Annotated in this window: 21 protein-coding genes and 1 pseudogene; 3 read left to right on the top strand and 19 right to left on the bottom strand. The window is 42.4% G+C overall.

Annotated features, from left to right (window positions below; all coding sequences use genetic code 11):
- Nucleotides 1-17 precede the first annotated feature (17 nt).
- The 15 genes from atpA to NQ488_02790 form a co-directional block, all read right to left on the bottom strand.
- Nucleotides 18-2072, bottom strand: coding sequence for a F0F1 ATP synthase subunit alpha (gene atpA, locus NQ488_02860; protein ID UWN96267.1), 2055 nt, complete (start codon nucleotides 2070-2072; stop codon nucleotides 18-20).
- Nucleotides 2072-2479, bottom strand: a complete 408-nt coding sequence (locus NQ488_02855; protein ID UWN96266.1) for an ATP synthase F0 subunit B — start codon at nucleotides 2477-2479, stop codon at nucleotides 2072-2074. The genes atpA and NQ488_02855 overlap by 1 nt, the downstream gene beginning before the upstream one ends.
- 96 nt (nucleotides 2480-2575) lie before the next feature.
- On the bottom strand, nucleotides 2576-2806 hold the full coding sequence (gene atpE, locus NQ488_02850) for an ATP synthase F0 subunit C (GenBank protein ID UWN97089.1): 231 nt from the start codon (nucleotides 2804-2806) through the stop codon (nucleotides 2576-2578).
- 40 nt (nucleotides 2807-2846) lie between these two features.
- The gene (locus NQ488_02845) at nucleotides 2847-3533 is read right to left on the bottom strand and encodes a F0F1 ATP synthase subunit A (GenBank protein ID UWN96265.1); all 687 of its coding nucleotides are present in this window, start codon (nucleotides 3531-3533) and stop codon (nucleotides 2847-2849) included.
- A gap of 184 nt (nucleotides 3534-3717) precedes the next feature.
- The gene (locus NQ488_02840; GenBank protein ID UWN96264.1) at nucleotides 3718-4179 is read right to left on the bottom strand and encodes a DUF2798 domain-containing protein; all 462 of its coding nucleotides are present in this window, start codon (nucleotides 4177-4179) and stop codon (nucleotides 3718-3720) included.
- A gap of 267 nt (nucleotides 4180-4446) precedes the next feature.
- On the bottom strand, nucleotides 4447-6018 hold the full coding sequence (gene hcp / locus NQ488_02835; GenBank protein ID UWN96263.1) for a hydroxylamine reductase: 1572 nt from the start codon (nucleotides 6016-6018) through the stop codon (nucleotides 4447-4449).
- 81 nt (nucleotides 6019-6099) lie between these two features.
- Nucleotides 6100-6732: an endonuclease III gene (locus NQ488_02830; GenBank protein ID UWN96262.1), complete on the bottom strand. Its 633-nt coding sequence runs from the start codon at nucleotides 6730-6732 to the stop codon at nucleotides 6100-6102.
- Between the two features lie 10 nt (nucleotides 6733-6742).
- Entirely contained in the window at nucleotides 6743-7729 is a 987-nt protein-coding gene (locus tag NQ488_02825) for a TRAP transporter substrate-binding protein (protein UWN96261.1), read from the bottom strand.
- Nucleotides 7730-7753: 24 nt separating this feature from the next.
- A complete protein-coding gene (locus NQ488_02820) occupies nucleotides 7754-9469 on the bottom strand; it encodes a methyl-accepting chemotaxis protein (protein ID UWN96260.1) in 1716 nt (571 codons plus the stop codon).
- A gap of 243 nt (nucleotides 9470-9712) precedes the next feature.
- The gene (larE, locus tag NQ488_02815; GenBank protein ID UWN97088.1) at nucleotides 9713-10510 is read right to left on the bottom strand and encodes an ATP-dependent sacrificial sulfur transferase LarE; all 798 of its coding nucleotides are present in this window, start codon (nucleotides 10508-10510) and stop codon (nucleotides 9713-9715) included.
- Between the two features lie 84 nt (nucleotides 10511-10594).
- A complete protein-coding gene (locus NQ488_02810) occupies nucleotides 10595-10954 on the bottom strand; it encodes an AzlD domain-containing protein (protein UWN96259.1) in 360 nt (119 codons plus the stop codon).
- Nucleotides 10951-11718: an AzlC family ABC transporter permease gene (locus tag NQ488_02805; protein UWN96258.1), complete on the bottom strand. Its 768-nt coding sequence runs from the start codon at nucleotides 11716-11718 to the stop codon at nucleotides 10951-10953. Before NQ488_02805 ends, NQ488_02810 begins: the two co-directional genes overlap by 4 nt.
- Entirely contained in the window at nucleotides 11711-12484 is a 774-nt protein-coding gene (locus tag NQ488_02800) for a tRNA threonylcarbamoyladenosine dehydratase (protein ID UWN96257.1), read from the bottom strand. The genes NQ488_02805 and NQ488_02800 overlap by 8 nt, the downstream gene beginning before the upstream one ends.
- A gap of 42 nt (nucleotides 12485-12526) precedes the next feature.
- Nucleotides 12527-13414 (bottom strand): DegV family protein, encoded by an 888-nt coding sequence (locus tag NQ488_02795; protein UWN96256.1) that lies wholly within the window; start codon nucleotides 13412-13414, stop codon nucleotides 12527-12529.
- 204 nt (nucleotides 13415-13618) lie between these two features.
- Nucleotides 13619-15319 (bottom strand): methyl-accepting chemotaxis protein, encoded by a 1701-nt coding sequence (locus NQ488_02790; protein ID UWN96255.1) that lies wholly within the window; start codon nucleotides 15317-15319, stop codon nucleotides 13619-13621.
- A 204-nt stretch (nucleotides 15320-15523) separates the two neighbouring features.
- Here NQ488_02790 and NQ488_02785 point away from each other — a divergent pair, with 204 nt between their 5' ends.
- Both NQ488_02785 and NQ488_02780 read left to right on the top strand, forming a co-directional pair.
- Nucleotides 15524-16366 (top strand): DegV family protein, encoded by an 843-nt coding sequence (locus tag NQ488_02785; GenBank protein UWN96254.1) that lies wholly within the window; start codon nucleotides 15524-15526, stop codon nucleotides 16364-16366.
- 675 nt (nucleotides 16367-17041) lie between these two features.
- The gene (locus NQ488_02780; GenBank protein UWN96253.1) at nucleotides 17042-18421 is read left to right on the top strand and encodes an EAL domain-containing protein; all 1380 of its coding nucleotides are present in this window, start codon (nucleotides 17042-17044) and stop codon (nucleotides 18419-18421) included.
- Here NQ488_02780 and eno read toward each other — a convergent pair.
- Entirely contained in the window at nucleotides 18418-19719 is a 1302-nt protein-coding gene (gene eno, locus NQ488_02775) for a phosphopyruvate hydratase (protein ID UWN96252.1), read from the bottom strand. The two genes, NQ488_02780 and eno, sit on opposite strands and share 4 nt — an antisense overlap.
- A 517-nt stretch (nucleotides 19720-20236) precedes the next feature.
- Nucleotides 20237-20392, bottom strand: a pseudogene (locus NQ488_02770) (TRAP transporter large permease subunit).
- A gap of 3 nt (nucleotides 20393-20395) precedes the next feature.
- On the opposite strand from NQ488_02770, the gene NQ488_02765 reads away from it, so the two are divergent.
- The gene (locus tag NQ488_02765) at nucleotides 20396-20821 is read left to right on the top strand and encodes an FCD domain-containing protein (protein ID UWN96251.1); all 426 of its coding nucleotides are present in this window, start codon (nucleotides 20396-20398) and stop codon (nucleotides 20819-20821) included.
- Here the strand turns inward: NQ488_02765 and NQ488_02760 are convergent.
- A complete protein-coding gene (locus tag NQ488_02760) occupies nucleotides 20811-21518 on the bottom strand; it encodes an alpha/beta hydrolase-fold protein (GenBank protein UWN96250.1) in 708 nt (235 codons plus the stop codon). The two genes, NQ488_02765 and NQ488_02760, sit on opposite strands and share 11 nt — an antisense overlap.
- Nucleotides 21519-21521: 3 nt before the next feature.
- On the bottom strand, nucleotides 21522-22541 hold the full coding sequence (locus NQ488_02755) for an ABC transporter substrate-binding protein (protein UWN96249.1): 1020 nt from the start codon (nucleotides 22539-22541) through the stop codon (nucleotides 21522-21524).
- Nucleotides 22542-22591: the final 50 nt, after the last annotated feature.

Here is a 22591-nt window from a genome sequence, read left to right as displayed (position 1 = left end):
CACACACTCCGAATCAACTAGATATTCTCTTCAACTGCCTCTTCCGGCTTAAAACCAGCCTTAATCTCTCCGGCAGCCTTGACAATTGAATCCTTCAGGTCATCTGAAAGAGTTTTCTTTGTCTCAAGCTCCGTAACTATATCTGAATGATTAAGATTGAATTCCTTAAGCATAGCACTCTGGAAAGGCTTTACTTCTGATGCATCCATGTCACTGAAGATATGTGCATTAGCTGCAACAAGCGTAATTACCTGGTCTGCCATACTCATAGGATGTCCGAGCGGCTGCTTTAACAGCTCCATAAGTGCTTTACCATGTGCAAGCTGCTTCTTGGTATTCTCATCAAGGTCTGATGAGAACTGTGTGAAGACTTCCATCTCACGATACTGTGCAAGGTCGATACGGATACTTCCTGATGCCTTCTTCATCGCCTTAGTCTGTGCAGCACCACCAACTCGTGATACTGAAAGACCTACGTTAACAGCAGGACGCTGACCCGCGAAGAAAAGCTCACTTTCAAGGAATATCTGTCCGTCTGTAATAGAAATAACATTTGTAGGAATGTATGCTGATACATCGCCTGCCTGTGTCTCTATTATAGGAAGAGCAGTTATTGAACCGCCGCCTGCCTCAGCCGTAAGACGGCTTGAACGCTCAAGCAGTCTTGAGTGGAGATAGAATACATCTCCCGGATATGCCTCACGTCCCGGTGATCTTTCAAGAAGAAGTGATATCGCACGATATGCAACAGCATGTTTTGAAAGGTCATCATATACGATAAGTACATCTTTGCCCTGATACATGAAGTACTCTGCAAGTGCCGTACCTGAATAAGGTGCTATGTACTGCAGCGGTGCAGGATCAGATGCTGTGGCAGATACGATAATCGTATAGTCCATTGCATCATTTTTCTTTAATGTGTTAACAAGCTTTGCAATAGTTGATGCTTTCTGTCCGATTGCAACATATATACATACAACATCCTTGCCCTTCTGGTTGATGATTGTATCCATTGCAATTGAAGTCTTACCTGTCTGACGGTCACCGATGATAAGCTCTCGCTGTCCACGTCCGATCGGGAACATTGAGTCAATAGAAAGTATACCAGTCTCCATTGGTACGGATACCGACTTTCTGTCAACGATGCTTGGTGCAGGACACTCGATAGGTCTGAAGCCTGCCTGCTCAATATCTCCTTCACCGTCAAGAGGCTCGCCAAGTGCATTTATTATTCTGCCCTTGAATGCATCGCCTACAGGGATACCAGCCATCTTACCGGTTCTGACAACTCTTGTACCTTCCTTTATCTCTGTATCACGTCCGAAAAGGATAACACCTATCTCGTCACGTCTTACATCCTGTACCATGCCCTTAACACCACAGTCAAATACTACGATTTCACCATAGAATGCATGGTCGATTCCGTCGATATTGGCGATACCGTCACCAACCCAGTTAACAACACCAATCTCTTTATTCTTAGCTTCGAGTTCAAAATCTGCAATCTCAGTACGGAGAATTGATATAATTCCCTCTTCACTGAATGTAGTATTGCGTGAAGAATTAACAGCCTTGGCTATACTGTTTTCAAACTGTTCGATTCTTCCCTTCTCACTCCAGTCATATTCCTTAGTTCCTACCCTTAAGATAAAACCGCTCTTGAGTGACTTGTCTTCTTTGCAGTCAATCTTAATATCAGGATTATTGAATTCCTTTGCAAGGAACTTCTTTATTCCATCAAGCTGCTCATCAGTTGGTGGAGTAACATATACCAGCTGTGCGTGATCTTCTTCTGCCTGTGGAGTTCTTCCGAGCTCATCAAATGCCTGACAGATTTCGTCAAAGAGCTGAAAATCTTTGTTGTCGCACAGTATTTTCAAAAAATCTCTTATTTCCTTAGGAAATACTCTGTCAATAACCAGGTGCTTTTTCTCAATAGATACTGTAGGGTTTTCAAAATCCGTTCTAACTTCAGGTACGGCTTCAAGAATTCCCCTGACCTGCTGCAGTAGTTCCTTTGGAGTTTCCGTTTTGCGCAAATCCGTTGCGTAATCAATCGCTGCCTGAGTCACTATTTATCACCTGCTTTATTTAAAAATTCGTTATAGAGGGAACTGTCAACAGCAGCTCCTTCCTTCTCTCCTACTACCTTAACTGCTGCATCAACAACCATGTCTGCGATTTCTTTCTCAGCCTTCTTAAGAATCTGAGTTTTCTTATTCTCAGCCTCTGCAACAGCATCATCCTTTATCTGCTTAGCCTTATCCTGGGCATCTTCAACGATTCTGTGATACTCAGCATCAGCATTACGTCTTACTTCACGCAGAGTATCTTCTCTTTGTTTCTCGATGTCAGCCATAGACTGCTCGTACTGTGCCTTCATTCCATCGGCTGCATCCTGACGTGCCTTCGCCTCGTCAAACTGCCTGTCAGCCTCTGTCTGTCTCTCATCAAGAATCTTCTGAACCGGCTTAAACAAAAAAATCTTCATTAACACGAAAAGCAGTAAAAGATTTATTACGGTAAATAATAAATTCCAATCTAATCGGAGCATCTTACCAACCTGCCTTTCAAATTACTTTAACATGATAATAATCATAAGTGCGATAACGAAACCATAAATAGCTGTTGCCTCTGCAAGTGCACAACCAAGAATAAGTGTCTTACTGATCTTACCTTCTGCCTCAGGCTGTCTTGCAACTGCCTCTGAAGCCTTACCTGTTGCAATACCGATACCGATACCGGCACCAAGTCCACCTAATACTGCAATACCTGCACCAATTGCTATTATTGTACCCATAGAAATAATCCTCCGTTAATCTTAATAAATTAATAAAATTTTGATGTTACTCCACAGCTTCTTTGATATAAAGTGAAGTAAGAAATACAAATACGTATGCCTGAAGAAGTCCGTCAAATATATCAAAATACAGACAGAATACTGCCGGTACAACTACCGGGACAATAATCTTCAGCAGCTCCATGATTACATAAGAGCCAAGTACATTACCGAAAAGTCGCATACACAGCGACAGCGGTCTTGTAAAGACCTCAAGGATGTTGATTGGTGTAACAACTGCAATAGGCTCCGTGAATTTGTGAAGCCATTTTTTTACACCGTGCTGGTATATTCCGGCACCTTCAACCAACACGATACTCATTATGGCGAGCGCTGCCGTTACATTAAGATCCTTAGTCGGGGATTTGAATCCGAACAGACCTATTATATTGGCTATGCCTATGTACACCAGTACTGTTGCAAGATACGGAACATATCTCTTTCCTTCCGGTCCTATCATGCTCTCTACCATGCCATTGAGTTTCGTCACAATCGTTTCGGCCACTGCCTGACGTCTGCTGATGTGGTCTACGCGAAGATTCCTTGTCAAGATAATAGCAGCAATCACCATAACCGCCATTATAATCCACGTGACAACTACTGATTCTGCCACTCCGATTCCGCCGAATACAGGGATTGTAAAGACGGTCTCACAGTTCAGCTCTTCCATCAGCTTCTCTGTCAAATTGCCCATGTCTTTTATCACCTCCAGATTGCAAATGTGTTATAAATGTGAATTTGAAATCGTTGTTATTATACAACTCCATTTTTTATTTACAAGCTTTTTTTTACAAATTTAGCAAAATATAATAATCTTTGCTAAATTTTTACCAATCTGCTATACAATATTGATATAGCGCATATTTCATTCTTGTTTATCAGTTCATCACCGCTTTTCCGAAAATAAATCTTACAAGCGGGCCGGCTGCAAACAGCTGCCATATAAGCGCCGCCGGCATATTAAGTGCAGTTGTCCCAAGCCATACCGGAAGAATCTGCACACTCAATCCCGTCTTGAAAAATATTGTTGCGGCAAGGCTCATCATAGGACACATTGTCCAGAGTGACAGAAGTGATATAGAAAGAATAATAAAAATCTGCTTATCCTGTCCCGGTGTAAAAAGTCTGAATGTTATTTTTTTTGCAATTGGTCCTGCAATAAAAGTATCAAGCACAAAAGCAACAACGCCCATAAGCGGAAGTTCCGAAAGCGCTGCACCGAATATAAAGTACTGCATTCCCTTTGTATCAAGTGCTATGTTGTAGCACACCATTCCGTATACCATGACGATTACCATCATGATTGTGTAGATAATTTCCTGTTTTTTTGTTCTTGGCATTTGTTTTTCTCCTTTTGAATTCCTTTTAAATCTCTAATATCCGCAAAAAATAAGCAGCGGAGTCAACTCGTACTGACTCCACTGCTGTGTATCCTTCCTGCGTTGTAAATATATTCGCACATGGCATTCTTTTTTGCAGAGGCTATTCTATCATATACATTTTTTCTTCGTAAGTATTTTTTTTTAAAAAATTAAAATTTTGTAGTTTTTGATAATTTTTACATGTAATTCATTGCAGGATTATGCATTTTTCTCAATTGCGGTATATTATCTTCTTCCAAGTATTGCATCCAGATCCTGCTGCGGTGCCGTAATCGGCTGAAGTCCGAACTGCTCTGTGAGGACTCTTGCAACTCCTTCCGAGATGAACGCCGGGAATGTAGGTCCGAGATATATTCCCTTTATTCCGAGTGAAAGCAGTGTAAGAAGAATACATACAGCTTTCTGTTCGTACCATGAGAGTACAAGCGTAAGCGGAAGTTCATTTATACCGCAGCCAAAAGCTTCCGCAAGTGCTGCTGCTACTTTTATCGCACTGTAGGCATCATTGCACTGCCCCATGTCAAGTATCCGCGGCAGTCCGTTAATCTCACCAAGGTCAATATCATTGAAGCGGTACTTGCCGCACGCCAGAGTAAGAATCAGCGAATCCATAGGTGTCTGCTTGACAAATTCCGTATAATAGTTGCGCCCCGGATGTGCTCCATCACATCCGCCTACAAGGAATATGTGTTTTACCGCACCGCTCTTAACAGCCTCAATCACCTTATCCGCATTGGCAAGAACCGTTCCATGCGCAAAACCGGTTGTAAGAATGTGACCTCCGTTTATTCCGCTCATGCTTCTGTCATGCTCATAGCCGCCAAGTCTTAATGCATGCTCTATAATAGGTGTAAAATCCTTATTACCATGTTCATCCCCTTCGATATGCTTTATATCTTCGTAACCCACAACTGATGTTGTATACAGATTATCCTTATAGCTTTTGCGCCATGGCATAAGACAGTTCGTGGTAAACAGCACAGGTGCCGGTATATCTTCAAATTCCTTCTGCTGGCTCTGCCATGCCGTTCCGAAATTGCCTGCAAGATGCGGATATTTTTTTAGTCCGGGATAGCCATGTGCCGGCAGCATCTCACTGTGAGTGTAGATGTTTATTCCCTTGCCCTCGGTCTGTGCAAGGAGCTGTGCAAGGTCTCTTAAGTCATGTCCCGATACTACAATAAAAGGACCTTTCTTTATGTCAGTATTGACCTTTGTAGGCACCGGTGTCCCATACGCTTCTGTATTGGCTGTATCAAGCATCTGCATGCATTTGAAATTAATCCTGCCAAACTCCATGATAAGCTCAAGCCATTCCTGCACTGTATGCTTTTTATTTATCTCTGTTAATCCTTTATAGAACCAGCCGCTCACCTCATCATCGCGGAGCCCAAGATTCCTGCTGTGATGTGCGTATGCAGCCATCCCCTTCAATCCGAACAGCAGAGTGGAACGAAGCGATACAATGTCCGTATCCCCCTCCCACAATGATATAACAGGGATATTGCCGCCGCCAAGCGCTTCACGCATCTTTACCACACGTTCTGTGAATGCTTTTATCGCAGAATCACTGAAATTTACGTTAGTCAGGGTCGTAAAAAGACCGTCCATAAGTAAATCATCTGTCTCATGTGACATCTTACCATTATCAAGCGCTGTCTGTGCGAGGCGTATAAGCTCCGCTACAAGCTCATCCTGAAGATTGGCTGTTGAGGGCTGCTTACCACACACTCCTGTTTTAATACATCCCTGGTTGCCTGCTGTCTGCTGGCACTGAAAACAAAACATATCTGACATTCTCTAATCTGCTCCTCCATTCTGCCGGCACTTAATGCCTGTAATATATAATAGAGGATTGCCGTTGTATTAAATATTTATTCAGATATTTTTACGGCATATATCCGCAAGGCAGCATCTGTCGCAATATGGTGCAGTTCTTGCCGTACACACTTCCCTTCCGTGTATTACAAGCCTGTGGCAGAGGTCACTGCCTTCTTCGGGTGGAATTATCTTCCACAGTGCCATCTCCACCTTCTTAGGCTCCTTTATATTGTCGACAAGACCTATCCTGTTAGCAAGCCTTATACAGTGTGTATCCGTCACAATTGCAGGCTTACCGAACACATCTCCCATTATAAGATTAGCACTCTTACGTCCCACACCCGGAAGCTTGAGCAGTTCATCAAAGTCATCCGGCACGGTATCACTATACTTTTCGTGCAGCATCTTCATACATGCGCTTATATCGCGTGCCTTGCTTCTGCCAAGTCCACATGGACGCACGATATTCTCTATGTCATCAACATCAGCTTCTGCAAGTGCAGCCACACTTGGGTATTTGTCAAAAAGTCCCTCAACCACAACATTAACTCTCGCGTCAGTGCACTGTGCCGCAAGGCGTACACTTACAAGCAGCTTCCATGCATCATCATAATCAAGCGTACAGGCTGCATCAGGGTATTCATTTTTCAGTTTCTCTATAACCTCAAGAGCAAGCTTCTTCTTAGTCACATGTGCTCCTTTACTGTGCTGCCTTAATCTTCTTAATTATATCCATATATTTGCTGCTGACCTGCTCATTAACCGGCTGGGCAACGCTTTGGAACTTTGCGACCTGTTCCTTCGTCAGATATGTGATTGTACAGCCTGCAGCTTCTGCTTCCTTTATTGCTTTCTCATCGTATTCCTGCATCCACTGTCTCTGAAGCTTGCCGGCCTCCGTTGCACATTCACGGATTATCTGCTGATTCTCCTGTGAAAGCTTATTCATTGTCTCTGCCGATGCAACTATCATCTCCGGTATTCTCGTATGCTCATCAACAGTAATGTAAGGTGCCACTTTATAATGTCCCGTAGATATATATGACGGCCAGTTATTCTCTGCTCCGTCTATTGTCCCATCTGCAATCGCATTGTAAATATCACCATATGATACATTCACACCCTTGGCGCCGCATTTGTCAAGAAATGCAAACATGGAATCAGTATTAACACGAAGCGTAAGTCCCTTAAGATCCTCAGGGCTCGAAACAGGCTTTACATTATTGTAGAAATTTCTTGAACCGCCTGATATCCAGCAGAGACCTTCCAGGCCATTATTCTTGAGCTTCTGTGCCTTAAGGAATTCGTTGCCTATCTGTCCGTCGAGCACCTTCCACATGTCATCCTCACTGCCATACAGATACAATGCCTGAAATGCCTTTATGTCATCATCATAAGCAGAAACAGGGGATGATACACGCACGAAATCAATTCCGCCTACAGTTGCCTGTGCAATCTGTTCTGCCTCTGTTCCGAGTGTTGAGCCGTGATACACCTCAATCTCAATTCTGCCATTAGTCTTTTCTTTAACCAGCTCTGCAAACTTATCACAGGCCTTTGCGGTAGGATGATCTCCCTCCTGCACATCAGCCATTATAAGTGTTGTAACTTCCTGCCTGCTTCCACATCCGGTAAGGGCAGACAACATTGCCATAAATATTACTGTAATTAAAAGTCTTCTTTTCATATCGTCTGACTTCCTTTCATATGATTATATCTGTGTAAAGCGGCTCACAGTCTCTCCAAGTCTTGCTGCTACTTCCTCTGTATGCGACATCTCGTCTTTTATCTGGCTCATGCCTTCAGTAAGTCCGCATGCACTGTCTGATACCATTGCAACTCCCTCAGAGTTCTCATTAATAGTCGATGACATACTTCTGATAAGTCCTGCAACATCCTCCATTGTCTTCTTAAGTTGCGCTGAGTCTTCAGTAAATGCAATCATAATGTCATCAAAATCACCTGCATCCCTGTTATACTGTTCACCCATATTAACAAGCTTATCATAGTCAGGCATTACAACATTAAGAATAAAATCAATCATCTTGTTGGCATTCTCCGCAAGTTCTTCAACAGAAGCTGTTACATCACGGCTTATTACCTGAATATCATTAGCTGTAGCTCTGCTTGAGTCGGCAAGCGTTCTTATCTCATCGGCAACAACCGCAAATCCTCTGCCTGCCTCACCGGCCCTTGCAGCCTCAATTGATGCATTAAGTGCAAGCAGATTAGTCTGGCTTGATATATTAAGAATATTGTCTGTCAGCGCATTAATCTTCTCTACATCCTTACTCTTCTCAAGTGATGCCCTTACAGCTGTCCTTATCTCATCAGCCATGCTGCTTGTAGTCTCTTTGCTTGCAATTCCGTCATCCCTGAGTGCAACAGCCCTTACCTTTATATCCTTCGCCTTGTTGGAACCCTCACCTGCCTGAGCTGCAATATTCTCCATACTTGTACTTATGGAATCAGTCTCATTGCTTATATGCTCAGCTGAAGCCGCCATCTCTTCCATTCCTGCCGACAGCTGCTGCATTGTAGCCGAAACATCCATAATATTGCCGTCTGCGGTAGAAATCTGCTGATATACTACATTAGTACTGTTGCTGACATTATCTGCATCAGCTTTAATCTCTGCAATAATACTGTGCAGTACTTCTATAAATTTGTTAACGCCACCGACAAGCTGTCCTATCTCATCCTGGGACTTCTGCGTAACACGCGCTGTCAGATTGCCATCATTCTTCTCTATGCCGTCAATAATTATATTAAGCTCACGAGTAGCAGTTCTGGCCGGCGCAATTACAGTAAATCTTACTACAATTACACCTGCGGCAATTGCGGCAATAAGCAGTATTCCTACAGCAATAAATGTGATATGGCTTGCTTTTGCACTTCCTGCAAGTGACTTCTGGGCACGTGCGGTATTAACCGTATTCTGTACTTCAACTGAATGTACCCGTATCTCAAGATCATCATATGCCTTACCAAGCCGTGCATCTATTGATGCCACATCTTTGATATTACCATTATCAATGTCTTTCAGAACCGCATTATACTGATCCTTATATGTACCATACGACTGCTCAAGTCTGCCTACAGCTTCTTCTGTACGCTGTGTTGAGGCATACTTCTTAAGATTCTGGAATGAAGTAACTATCGCTCCCTGTGTCTTGGTTATATTGCCAAGTGTAGCCGGACGTTTATCTTCACCAACAAGCAGATACTCCATCATCTGTGATTTGAGGCCGGTAACATTCTCCGAAATCGTATCAACCTCACTGACGCTGGCAATGTAATTCTGGCTTATCTCATTAGTTATGTCATCCATGCTGTTAATCTTAGCATTAACTATAAGCATGCCGACGCCGCATATCAGAAATACAAGCAGCAATACATAATTAATCTTTGCGCCAATTGATCTCATACTTTATTATCTCCCTTACTGATTATTTGCGTATGAATTAAATTGCATTGGCCATGAGTTGTATGCCGTTCAGTATTCCGTTCAGCATTCCATACATCCGCAGCCGTTTCAATTCCATCATCCCACTCTTTTATTTTACTACAAAATCGCCTATAAGTTTAGAAAAATTTACAAATAAACCACACAAATATTAAAATTCTTATGCAAACCGGCAGACATCACCGGGATTACCGGTATACTGCCCTATTGCAGTACTTCATTCATACTTCCGGTCCTGTACCCCATAAGATCCAGTGACACATATGTAAATCCGTATTTTTTGAATTCACCGGTAATTTTCATACGGTTGTTTTCTTCCATGAGCATTGCGAATTCCGACGGGTCAATCTCAATTCTTGCCATCATACCGTGAATTCTTACCCTTACCTGATGGAATCCCATATCAAGAAGCAGCTGCTCAGCTTTATCTACCATTCCAAGCTTTTCTTCCGTTATCGTCTCACCATATACAAATCTTGATGAAAGACATGCAAATGACTGCTTTTTCCATGTAGGAAGATTAAGATATCTTGAAAGTGCTCTTATATCTGCCTTTGTAAGATTACAGTGTCTTAACGGACTTTTTATTCCAAGCTCTGCTACTGCCGTAAGTCCCGGTCTGTAATCTCCCATATCATCCATATTGGAGCCTTCAGCTATCGCCGCAATGCCGTTCTCGTCAGCTATCTCCTGAATCTTCCGGAAAAGCTCCTTCTTACAGAGGTAACATCTGTTCTTGGGATTCTGTGCAAATCCGTCTATTGACAGTTCCTCAGATTCACAGACAAAGTGGCGGATTCCTTCTTTTTTGCAGAACTCCAGAGCCTCATTAAGCTCTCTGCCCGGGAATGAGCAGGAACGTGCCGTCACTGCAATAACATTATCTCCCAGTGTATCCTTAGCCGTTTTAAGAAGAAATGTTGAATCGACACCGCTTGAAAATGCGACTGCAACCGATTCGAGGCTTTTAAGATACTCCCTCAGAGCATCAAGCTTTGCCATCTGTTCCCTTGTCACATTGCCGCTATCAGATCTTTTAACATCATTAATGCTGCCATTCATTGTATGCCGCCTCCTGTATACAAACTAAACCATTCTTATCATCACCATGTATGCTGCCGTTCCAAGCAGTATACTCAAAAATGTATTGTGCTTCCATTTGTAGCTTGCTGCCACAATAACAACCGCAATAAGCTCAAGCAGCCCTGCCGGCAGCATTGCATCCCTTATATCCTTAACACAGTAGACTATAAGCACCGCCATAATTGCCGATGGCAGAAGCTTTCCAAGTCTCCTAAGCCATCCCGGAAGGCTTCTGTTATCCTTAAACAGAATAAACGGCAGTGCCCTGAGTGCAAATGTTATTACAGCAGATATCAGAATAGCAGCACACACATACCATATATTAATGCCGGCACCTGACGCCGGGTGCATTCCTGTATTCATCTTTGTGTCTCCCGTCCGGTATTGCCTGTATTATCTGCCGCCTCACATGCCGGCCTGCGCATGTTAAGGCACACAAGTATCCCTGACACAAGTATAAGCGACGGAAGCATGAATGCTGTTGTTCCGAAGGCATACATACATAATATGGCAGCAGCAATCCCGGTTATAGCCGGAATATGGCTGTCTGCCTTTTCCCACTGATCAATAAATATTATTACAAACAATGCCGTCATGCAGAAATCAATTCCATCAAGCGAAAATGGTATCAGCTGTCCTATAACACCACCGGCCACAGCTCCTGCCATCCAGTAACATCTACTCAGAAGCGCCACAAAAAACATCTCATCATCATGTTCAGGTTCATTCTCATCAAGTGTACAGTTGACCGCATATGTCTCATCCGTCATCGTGTGGATCATGTACAGCTTTCTTCTACCCATCCTCTTAAATTCCTTAACGAATGTAAGGCTGTAAAATGTCTGTCTGCTGTTCATAAGAAGCGCCGTCACCGCTATTGTAGCAATTGAAGCCGTACTGCTTAAGAACGTGATGAGGACAAACTGAAAAGCCCCTGTATATATCGTAAGACTTGCAAACAGTGAATAATACCAGTGGAATCCTGATTCTTCCATCATCATTCCGTATGCCATACTCACAAACAGATAACTGCACATGATTGGAAGCGACTTTACAAATGCCTTATTAAATGCACTCTTTTTATCTTTCTTCAAAATACTCCCGGCAATATCTCTTCTATTATACATCAGTACGTCCGGCTCCTGCCGTCAGATCCTTAACGACCTCTCCGGCTATAATAAGTCCCGCAACAGAAGGTACAAAAGCAACACTTCCCGGAATATCCCTTCTCTCCGTGCACTTATGCTGTGCACCCGGAGGACATATGCAGTTCGTCCTGCAGCTTATAGCCATATCTTCTACCGGCCTTGTCGGCATTTCCTCGGAATATACAACCTTCAGCTTCTTAACTCCACGCTTCTTAAGTTCTCTTCTCATAACCTTGGCAAGCGGGCATACCTTGGTTTTATAAATGTCCGCAACACGGAACTGGCTTGCGTCAAGCTTATTGCCTGCACCCATACTGCTGATTACTGGTATATTTTTCTCCTGAGCCTTCATTACAAGTGATATCTTGGCTGTTACGGTATCCACTGCGTCTACAACATAATCATACTCATCAAACGGAAACTCATCAGCGTTCTCAGGCAGGAAAAAGCACTTGTGCACACGCACTCTGGCATCAGGATTAATATCATGTATACGTTCTTCCATAACGTCAACTTTGTATTTGCCCACTGTCTTTCTCGTTGCTATAATCTGTCTGTTTAGATTAGTAAGGCAGACCTTGTCATCATCAATAAGATCAAATGCACCTACACCGCTTCGTACAAGCGCCTCGCACACATATCCACCTACGCCTCCTACTCCGAACACGGCAACTCTTGAGTTCTTAAGAACTTCCATGGCATCTTTTCCAAGCAGCAGCTCTGTTCTTGCAAATTGTGTCAGCATCAGCATAATCTCCTCATAATAGCTATTTTGTCAATGTAAAAACTACTCTGTTCTCATACCGCCCCAGAAAAAAAGTGCCACTGTTCCCGGTCCCGTATGGCTTCCTATTGTAGTTCCTATACTGTTAATCTCAACCCTGCCGTTAAGTTTAGGGAACTTAGCCTCGACAAGGTCTGCAACTGCTCTTGCATCCTCATAGCATGCTGACTGCGATATAAAACATTTGCCTGAGTAATCATGTCCGTCCTGTGCATTCTCTTCCATCCGCTTAACAATCTCTGTAATTACCTTCTTCCTGCCTCTTATCTTATATCTCGGAATAAGTCTTCCAAGATTATCCATATTAAGCAGCGGACATATATTAAGTATTGAGCCTATTGCTCCGGCTGTCTTGGATATTCTTCCTCCCCTGATGTAGAATGTAAGGTCAGTTGAGAAAAACCAGTGATGAAGTTCGAGCTTATGCTCCTCAACCCAAGAATACAGCTCATCTATTGTCTTTCCTTCATCGCGGAGTGACGCAAGCGTATCCATGATAAGACCATAACCGGATGACGCGCCAAGTGAATCCACAACATATATTTTTCTGTCGGGATATTCATCCGCAAGCATATCTCTGGCTATATTGGCAGAGTTAACCGTACCCGATATTCCTGATGACAGGCATACATGCAGTACATCGTAACCTTCCTTAAGGAACCCTTCAAAGTATTCCTTATATTCCTCCGCATTAACCTGGGATGTCTTGGTCATTGCTCCTTCAGCCATCTTCTTATAGAACTCATCAAATGGAATTGACTGTCCGAGATCATCTGCATGTTCCACTCCGTCAAGCTCGTAATGAAAACATATGTATCTTACATTAATCTTTTCAAAATGTTCTTTTGTAAGGTCTGCCGTTGAACAACAGCTTAAAATAAATTTGCTCATTGATTCTCTCCCATATTGTCATACATAATACATTTTTTATATTTTAATCTAAAATGCGATAGCAATCAATGATTTAACGATACTTTTGAAATACAAATTTATTATCTCGTTTTCCGGTTTCCTCATATAAAAAGCAGCCCTCCCCATAATCCAATGGGCAAGGACTGCCTTAATTACTTATCCGTGTAGATATTCAATATTATATCAGCTTCTCAGTGTGAATCTTCCGACAAGATCGCTGAGTGTAGTTGCCTGAGCTGAAAGCTCCTCGCTTGTTGCCGATGATTCCTGTGCTGCAGCCGAATTAGACTGTACAACCTCAGATATCTGGTTAACTCCTGCTTCTGCCTGATCCATCGCCTTAGCCTGCTCGTTAAGTGTCTCGCTGAGCCTGTTGGAGGCTTCCGCAATATTCTTTATTCCTTCAACTACTTCTTCAATTGCACCCGCTGCGCTTTCTGCTGCAAGATTACCATCATCAACTTCGCGCAACGAGCCTTCTATGAGTGTTCTAGTGTCCACAGCCGACTGGGCACTCTGCTCGGCGAGCTTTCTTATCTGCTCTGCCACAACTGCGAATCCTCTTCCTGCCTCTCCTGCACGCGCTGCTTCAATTGCCGCATTAAGTGAGAGAAGATTAGTCTCACTTGCTATATTCTCTATATCGGAAATGATATTCTCAATCTTCTTGGATGTCTCATCAATACGGTTCATTGCCGAAACAAGCTCAGTCATCTGCTCACGGCTGTCATCTGCCTTCTTTGCATACATATCGGCTTTCTTGCGCATTTCATCGAGATCTTCTGCTGTTCTGTCAACTCCTTCGGTAATGTTGGCAATCGTTGCGGTAAGCTCTTCAACCGCACCTGCCTGATCTGTTGCACCTTCTGCAAGTGCCTGTGCAGACTCAGCAAGATTCTCCGAGCCTATTGTTACCTGATTGGCTGCGTCATTAACATGTGACAGTGCATCATTCATCTCTCTGTTCATCTTACGCATTGCATCCATAAGAGCAGCAAACTTACCTACATATCTGTCTTCTATCTTAGTGGAAATTGCATAATTGCCGTCTGCCATCTGTGTAAGAAGTTCTCCGGCATCTGTTACAATAAGGTTCAGATTCTCCGCCATCCCTCTCGCTTCTTCAATCATCTCACCAATCTCATCATTGGTATTAGCTTCAGGGAACGGGCTCTCAAGGTCACCTTCTGCAAATGTCTTAAGTCTCGCCTGTAATGCAAGAAGCGGCTTTTCAATATTTGTAGCTATAGTATTGCCGAGCTTTGTTGATGATAAAACTGCAGCTGCAATCACACCAATTATCAGTACCGTAATTACAATTTCAACAACATGAAGCATATCCTTGGCACTGTCGCCCTTTTGCACATTAAGATTCATAAGATCCGCAAACTCCGCATATATCTTTTCATACTTAGGTGTAAGCTGCTCGACATCAAGTTTCTGGGCCTTTAAATAACCATCTTTGTCATTAGAGGTTGCGAGCTTCATTATCTGTCCATCAATTTCCCAATAGCCGTCAAGTTCATTAAGGACATCATTGTACGCCTGAATTCCTTCTCTATATGTTACAGACTTCTCAACCTTCTCCATATATGTCTGGAATACCTCTTTTTTCTGGTCATGTAATTCTATCTGTTCTTCTATCTCATTCTCGTCATCATATCCCACAACAGCACGGAGAGCACTTCTTGCCTCCGCAAAGCTTACCATTGCTTTGCCTACATCCCCCTGTGAAAATCCATAGTGTGACAGCGCATATTCATAACGTGTTGATACCACAATAAGCGCAATAATGCCAACTACTGCCGACAGCATTGCAAGCAGCGTAACAAAGCCAAACCCTGTACGGAGCCTTTTCTTAATCTTCATCTGTTCAAGTTTCATTCTGTTCCCTCCTGATTACAGTATTTAATAATTTCCTTTTCTTTACACTTCAAGTATTACTTATATATTTACTTATATATTAATACTTTTTGTATTGTATTGCAATATTTTGATTACCAAAATAGCCCTTGACCCCGACTCATTCACGTGTTAATATTCAATAAGTTATTTTATAATCAAACTATTTTTTGGAGACTACTGCAAATGAGCATAAAATTTATAACTGATTCAGGTTCTGACATCCTCGCACCACATGACAGCAGGCTTAATGTACTTCCACTCACTATAAGATTTGATGAGGATGAATATAAAGACGGTGCGACAATCACTCACCATGAATTCTACGAAAAACTTATTGAAAGTGACACCCTTCCTAAGACAAGCCAGGTGACACCATATATTTTTGAAGAGGCAATCAGCGAAGCCCGGTCTGACGGAAGCGATGTTCTTATAATAACTATATCATCCAGACTGTCAGGCACCTACCAGAGTGCCTGCATTGCTGCCGCTGAATTCGATGGGAGAGTATATGTCGTTGACAGCGAGAACGTGTCTGTCGGTGAAAAAGCGCTTGTTACATATGCAATGCAGCTGGCAGATTCAGGCATGCAATGTGCCGACATTGCCGATGAACTTAACAACCGCAAGCAGTCACTGCATACGCTGGCTCTCCTTGATACTCTTGAGTATCTGAAAAAAGGCGGACGCATATCCAAAACTGTTGCTCTTGCCGGCAGTCTTCTTTCAATAAAGCCCGTTGTAACCGTCAGGGAAGGAGAAGTTGCAATTCTTGGCAAAGCACGCGGTTCAAAGCAGGGCAACAACTTTCTTATCGAGCAGGTAAAGTCATTTGGAATAGATTTTACAAAGCCTGTATTCTTAGGCTATACCGGACTTTCGGACGTAATGCTTAAAAAATATATAAATGACAGTAAAGATATCTGGGAAGGTCATGCCGATATTCTTAAGACAGGTACAATAGGAGGTGCCATAGGAACACATGTAGGCCCCGGGGCTATAGCAGTCGCATTCTTTGCCGATATCTGAACCTGATATGTAAGCTATATTTGATGTTGCAATAAAATCTGTATGTGATATAGTATACAAGCGATATAGTATACATAGGATTTTTTCGGATCATATACAGATTTTTTGTTACATTCAGATTGCTTTTCAGATTACGGAGGATATATGAATTTTGCATCTCAGATTTGTGCTGCTTCTTTACTGTTAATAATCTTTATTTTCTATTGTCAGCAGAAACATCTTCCGCTTCGCACAAGTCAGGCTTTCCTGATTACCATTATTGTAACTTTCTTATGTGTTCTTCTCGATATATATTCCGTTATTGTAATTGACAATTACCGGAGCTATTCCCCCGCTTATACCGGATTCATATGTAAAGCCTATCTTATCTCACTTGTATGTGTAGGCTTCTTCAGTCTGCGGTACATTTGCATCGACGTATACAGCAGCAATCATAAAAACTACATCCGCTGCATGCATATATACTATGCCGCCGCCATAATAGGATCTGTAATTATATACACACTCCCTATACATCATTCAAAAGAGTTAGGTTCTGATGCAGTATATACATATGGTCCAAGCGTTTCTGCAGCATACATAATTGTATTAATTTTTATAATAAATGTTCTTGCAACCGCAATAAAACACCGCAACGCAATAAATCCCCAGCGCAGCAAAGCAATTACAATATGGATGATATTCTGGATTGCTTCTGCGGTTGTGCAATTTTTCCATAGGGAGATTCTTATTGTCAGCTTTTCAAGCTGCATCGGCATACTCATATTGTTTATAATGCTTGAGACGCCTCTTACCAACATAGACCGCACATCCGGGCTTTTTAACTATAATGCGCTTGTACAGTATATGCAGCAATATTATAATGACGGACGCCAGTTCGCCTCAGTTGTATTCGTAAGACTTAATTCATTCCAGAATAATCTTACGCCATCAGTTGCGCGTGATATAAACTACAGTATTGTGAGATTTTTCTCCGACATTCCCGGTGCGGTAACATTCAAGAGCGGCGAAGATAAAGTGACCATGATGTTCGATGATGCCAATGCTGCATCTGATGCATTTGAACTCGTTCAGGAGAAGATCCGTACCGGATGGGGTACTAACTCTGACATAGTAATCCCGGCAGGCATCATATGCATCCCTGACAGTACAATAGCAGGCAATGCTGCGGAGATGCTTTATCTTACAAGCTACGCAAGACAGCGTAACCGTGAATTCCTCGAGAACGGCCTTGTCTTCGTTGATATTAATGTACTGAATGAGATGAAAGATGCACAGAGGATTGAACAGCTTGTAAAAGATTCTATAGACAATGATACAATAGCAGTATACTATCAGCCGATATATTCTACCAAAACCGGCCGTTTTTCCAGTGCCGAGGCGCTTGTGCGAATAAAGGATGAAGACGGGAATATACTTCCTCCGGCAAAGTTTATTGACATTGCAGAGAAAAACAGCTCCATAATAAAACTCGGTGAACTGATATTTGAACATGTATGCCGTTTTATCAAAAAACATGATCTGCGTCAGTACGGAATTGATTACATTGAAGTTAATCTGTCTGCCGTACAATGCTCATACGAGCAGCTCGCAGAACGCTATATCAATATTCTCAAAAAATATGATGTTGCTCCTGATATGATTAATCTTGAGATTACGGAATCAGCTTCCATCGGAGCACGCAATGCCCTTATCAATAACATGCATGCGCTGCTTGATTATGGCGTTCATTTTTCTCTTGATGATTTTGGCACCGGACAGTCAAACCTTAATTACATTATTGATATGCCGGTTGATATCATTAAGTTCGACCGTTCAATGTCTATGTCATACTTCAATAACAGTAAAGGCAAATACATAATGAACGCTTCTATCAACATGATTCACGACCTGCAGCTTGAGATTGTATCCGAGGGTATTGAAACTGCTGAACAGTTTGAGGCAATGAATGCTCTGGGCGTCAGCTACATTCAGGGATACTATTTCTCTAAGCCGCTTTGCTGCCGTGATTTTATAGAATTTTTAAAAGAGCATAATACTGATAAACAGGATTAATTATTAACATTAAATGCCTTTATGCCCGGATATACAGCTGCTGTACCAAGTTCTTCTTCAATTCTTAAGAGCTGGTTGTACTTTGCAACACGCTCACTTCTGCTCGGTGCACCTGTCTTAATCTGACATGTGTTAAGCGCAACTGCAAGGTCAGCTATTGTTGTATCAGCAGTTTCACCGGAGCGGTGTGAGCTTATTGCAGTATATCCTGCCTTATGTGCCATCTTAATTGCTTCAAGTGTCTCTGACACAGAACCAATCTGATTAAGCTTTATCAGGATTGAGTTACCTGCTCCAAGTTCAATTCCTTTGGCAAGTCTCCCGGTATTAGTAACAAAAAGGTCATCACCTACAAGCTGTACTCTGCTTCCAAGTCTCTTAGTCAGCTTCTCCCAGCCTTCCCAGTCTTCTTCATCAAGTCCGTCTTCGATTGATATAATCGGATACTTGTCACAGAGCGCCTCCCAATGGTCAATAAGTTCTTCTGATGTAAACTCGGTTCCCGCCTTCGGAAGCCTGTAATACCCCTTACCTTTCTCACTCTTCCATTCTGATGACGCTGCATCCATTGCAATTCTGAAATCTCTTCCCGGCTCATATCCTGCTTTCTTAACCGCCGCAAGAATTGTCTCTATTGCCTCTTCATCTGACTTAAGTGCCGGTGCAAATCCACCTTCGTCGCCTACCGATGTTGCAAGTCCACGTTCCTTGAGGATTGCTGCAAGTGCATGGAACACTTCCGAACACCATCTTAAGCATTCTTTAAATGAAGGCGCTCCTACAGGCATAATCATAAACTCCTGCACATCAAGTCCCGATGATAGTGCATGGCATCCGCCATTAATTATATTCATCATAGGAACAGGAAGTCTGTTACCTGATATACCTCCAAGGAATCTGTATAACGGAATATCAAGGGACACACTTGCTGCACGGCAGCACGCAATTGATACCGCAAGTATCGCATTGGCTCCGAGCTTTGACTTGTCATTAGTTCCGTCTGCCTCTATCATTGCCTTATCAACCGCATATATATCTGATGCATCCATTCCCGTAAGCGCATCATTAATTGTCGTATTAATATTATCTACAGCCTTCTGTACACCTTTGCCAAGATATCTTCCCTTATCACCATCCCTAAGCTCCAATGCCTCGAATTCGCCTGTTGAAGCACCACTCGGTGCACAGCCTCTTGCAACTGTACCATCCATAAGTGTTACTTCTGCTTCCACAGTGGGATTACCCCTTGAGTCAAGAATTTCTCTTCCTATAACCTTTTCAATTTCCAAATAATTCATCTGGCAGCTCCTTTGAATAATGATTTTAATATGCTGAACAATGATATTATTGCCCATAATACTTACAATTATGTATTAATTAGGGAATATTCACCCATTACAGGCATGATGCTTCTTAGTAAATTCTTCACAAAGAATTCTTAATTAAACCTTATTTTTGGGAATTATTACTCTTGATTTGCCGATTTTTTCTGATAAAATGTATAAGACAAATCAAGAATGAGGTGACAACAATGCTGGTAGCCGGTGCAAGATGTGATCAATGTGGAAGACTCGATACCATGGAGTATCGTGACGAAACGCTCGTTGTGGTATTACTCCGAGAGAAGGGCTGGACATTCAAAGACAACGACAAAAAGGCAATATGTCCTTTATGTACAATGAAGAACAGACAGCATAGTAACTGATCTTATTTAACATAGCGTAACATTCAATGACAAAAGTCCGGGGATTTCTCTCCGGACTTTCGTCATGTTTGAATGAATTTAGGAAAATTTTAGGAAATAAGCTTTTGTTATTATACCAATCCAAGTATTCCAGGAAGGAACATTGAGATTGCCGGTATATATGTTACAAGAAGCAGCGCAACAAATATGATTGTAAAATAAGGAAGCATGTATTTGATTACGCTCTCGATTGTAACTCCTCCGACACGGCAGCCCGTGAAAAGAATTATATGAAGGAAACAATACAGATAAGATGTGCTATAGAAGGCTTCTGTACGCAATGTCTGGCTGCGGATGTTAATACCGCACGAGGCCAGAAGACTATACGCGAGCTTGGAAATATACTTGATCTGCAGAGACATGCTGTCGAAGAAGATGATAATTATGAATCATTTATAGACTATGACCATCAGTTCCATCTGCTTCTTGTCCAATACATAAAGAATGAAGAAGTTAATAACATTTTTCAGAGGCTGATGTATCTTATAAGACTTACTTCGCAGTCCGCCCTTGCTGTAGAAGGCCGTGTTACCGGCACAATGGACGAACATGCAAAGTATTATGAGTATCTTAAAAACGGCAACGGTAATGATGCTTACAAAGTACTTATAGACCATCTTATGATGCCGCTTAATGTTGTAAAAACTACAAAATAGTATTGCCTGAATCATTTGCGTCGATATGTTTTAACACATCCTCAAGAGCACACTTTATTCTTTCTGTGTGATGCTCATGGTGTCCGTATTCATCAAAGCTGCCGCACACATTCATAATAAGTGACAGATACTCATGGACATAATGAGCCCGCACCGGTGCCTCTTCGAGGATGTTTCCATGTCTGCTGCCCTCATTTTCACCATTTATGAGCCTTACATAAGCGTTCCCATTGACAACCGGCGTGCTGCTTATGTATTCCGTAAAGCCGGGATACCAGAAGGAGCCGCACACTGAGAAAATATTAGCAAATGTATCATCCCTGAACAGGCTGTACACTGCTGCAAGCCCGCCAAGTGAATATCCGCCGTAAGCAAGCGTATCTCTGTTAATGTTGTATTCACCGGCTGCCCACGGCACTATCTGCTGTGTGAGCTTAGTGTAATACTCATCACATCTTCCGCCGAAGTCCGCTGCTCCCTTTCTTATTGCCCTCTCTTGCCATGGTGTGTATTCATCCAGCCTGTTTTCCGGCACAAGACCGATAAGTATACAGCCCGGATACATGAAATCTTTAAAGCCGTTATTGCAGATTACATCCCCGTCATTGATAAATACTGCATTGTAAATGTTTTTGTCCGAATAATTATCCGGCACCCGGATAATTACTCTGATGCCGGATATATTTAACTCTCTCATATATTACTTTGCGCTTACGGCATCTGCAACTGTTGTCAAAGCATCAAATATTGCAGGTCCGTAATCCATGAATTCATCATAGCCTATAGTTACTATCTTTTTATTCTTAATTGCAGGTACATCTGAAACTGCATCCGCTGCGAGAAGCTTATTTACTGCATCTGCATCATTCTTGGCATTACGGTCACTTGTAACGTAGATTATAAGCTCAGGATTCATTGTTACGAGAACCTCTAGTGAAAGCCCTGAAGTACCTGTTGCCGCATTAGTATAGCCAAGCTTGTTGAGAAGGCTTTCCTGAAGTGCTGACTTATATGCACCGAATGTATTGCCGTCAAATGCACACATTACAAGTGCATTCTTTTTGTCTGATGAGCTGCTGCCTGCCTTGGCAACTGCTGCGTCATACTTCTTCTGAAGCTCGTCCGCATATGCATTGGCCTTATCCTGCACATTGAATATTATTCCAAGATTCTTAACATCCTGAATTACACTTGTAAGTTCAACATTACCGGCAGTTACGCTTGCTCCCTGCGCATATACGTTGATGCCGTTATTATTCCAGTCTGTATACGCACCGAGTGATTTCTCAGAGAACATTGCTGCACGCCCGACTACTATATCGGGAGCTGCCGAAAGGATTATCTCCTTGGAAATGCTCTTCTTATCTCCAAGCTTATTAATCTTCTCAATACTGTCCTTGTACTTTGATGTTATTGTATTGTCAGGATTCATCATTCCGACAATCTTATCTCCGAGGCCAAGCTCTATAAGTGTCTCTGTCGCAGAGAGGTTATTGGTTACGATTCTCTCAGGTGCCTTGTCAAAAGTCTGTGTAATCTCCCTGCCCGATGCATCGTAGGTTGTAATTGTGACCGGATACTGTGTCACTGATGTCTGCTGTGCAGCCTCTGCCTGACTGCTCTGCTGTGACTGATTCTGTGTACTGCCACACGCTGTGAGTGACGCAGCAAGTGTTGTTGTAAGTGCTGCTATAAGCACAAGTGATGTGAATTTTTTCATTCCTTAGTTCTCCTTTTTCCGTGATTCTCCTTTTTATATATCAAAAGCCT

This window comes from [Bacteroides] pectinophilus, from assembly GCA_025146925.1.
Taxonomy (GTDB): domain Bacteria; phylum Bacillota; class Clostridia; order Lachnospirales; family Lachnospiraceae; genus Bacteroides_F; species Bacteroides_F pectinophilus.
The sequence above is the reverse complement of the archived record's forward strand: the minus strand, read 5'-3'. Positions and strand labels throughout refer to the sequence as shown.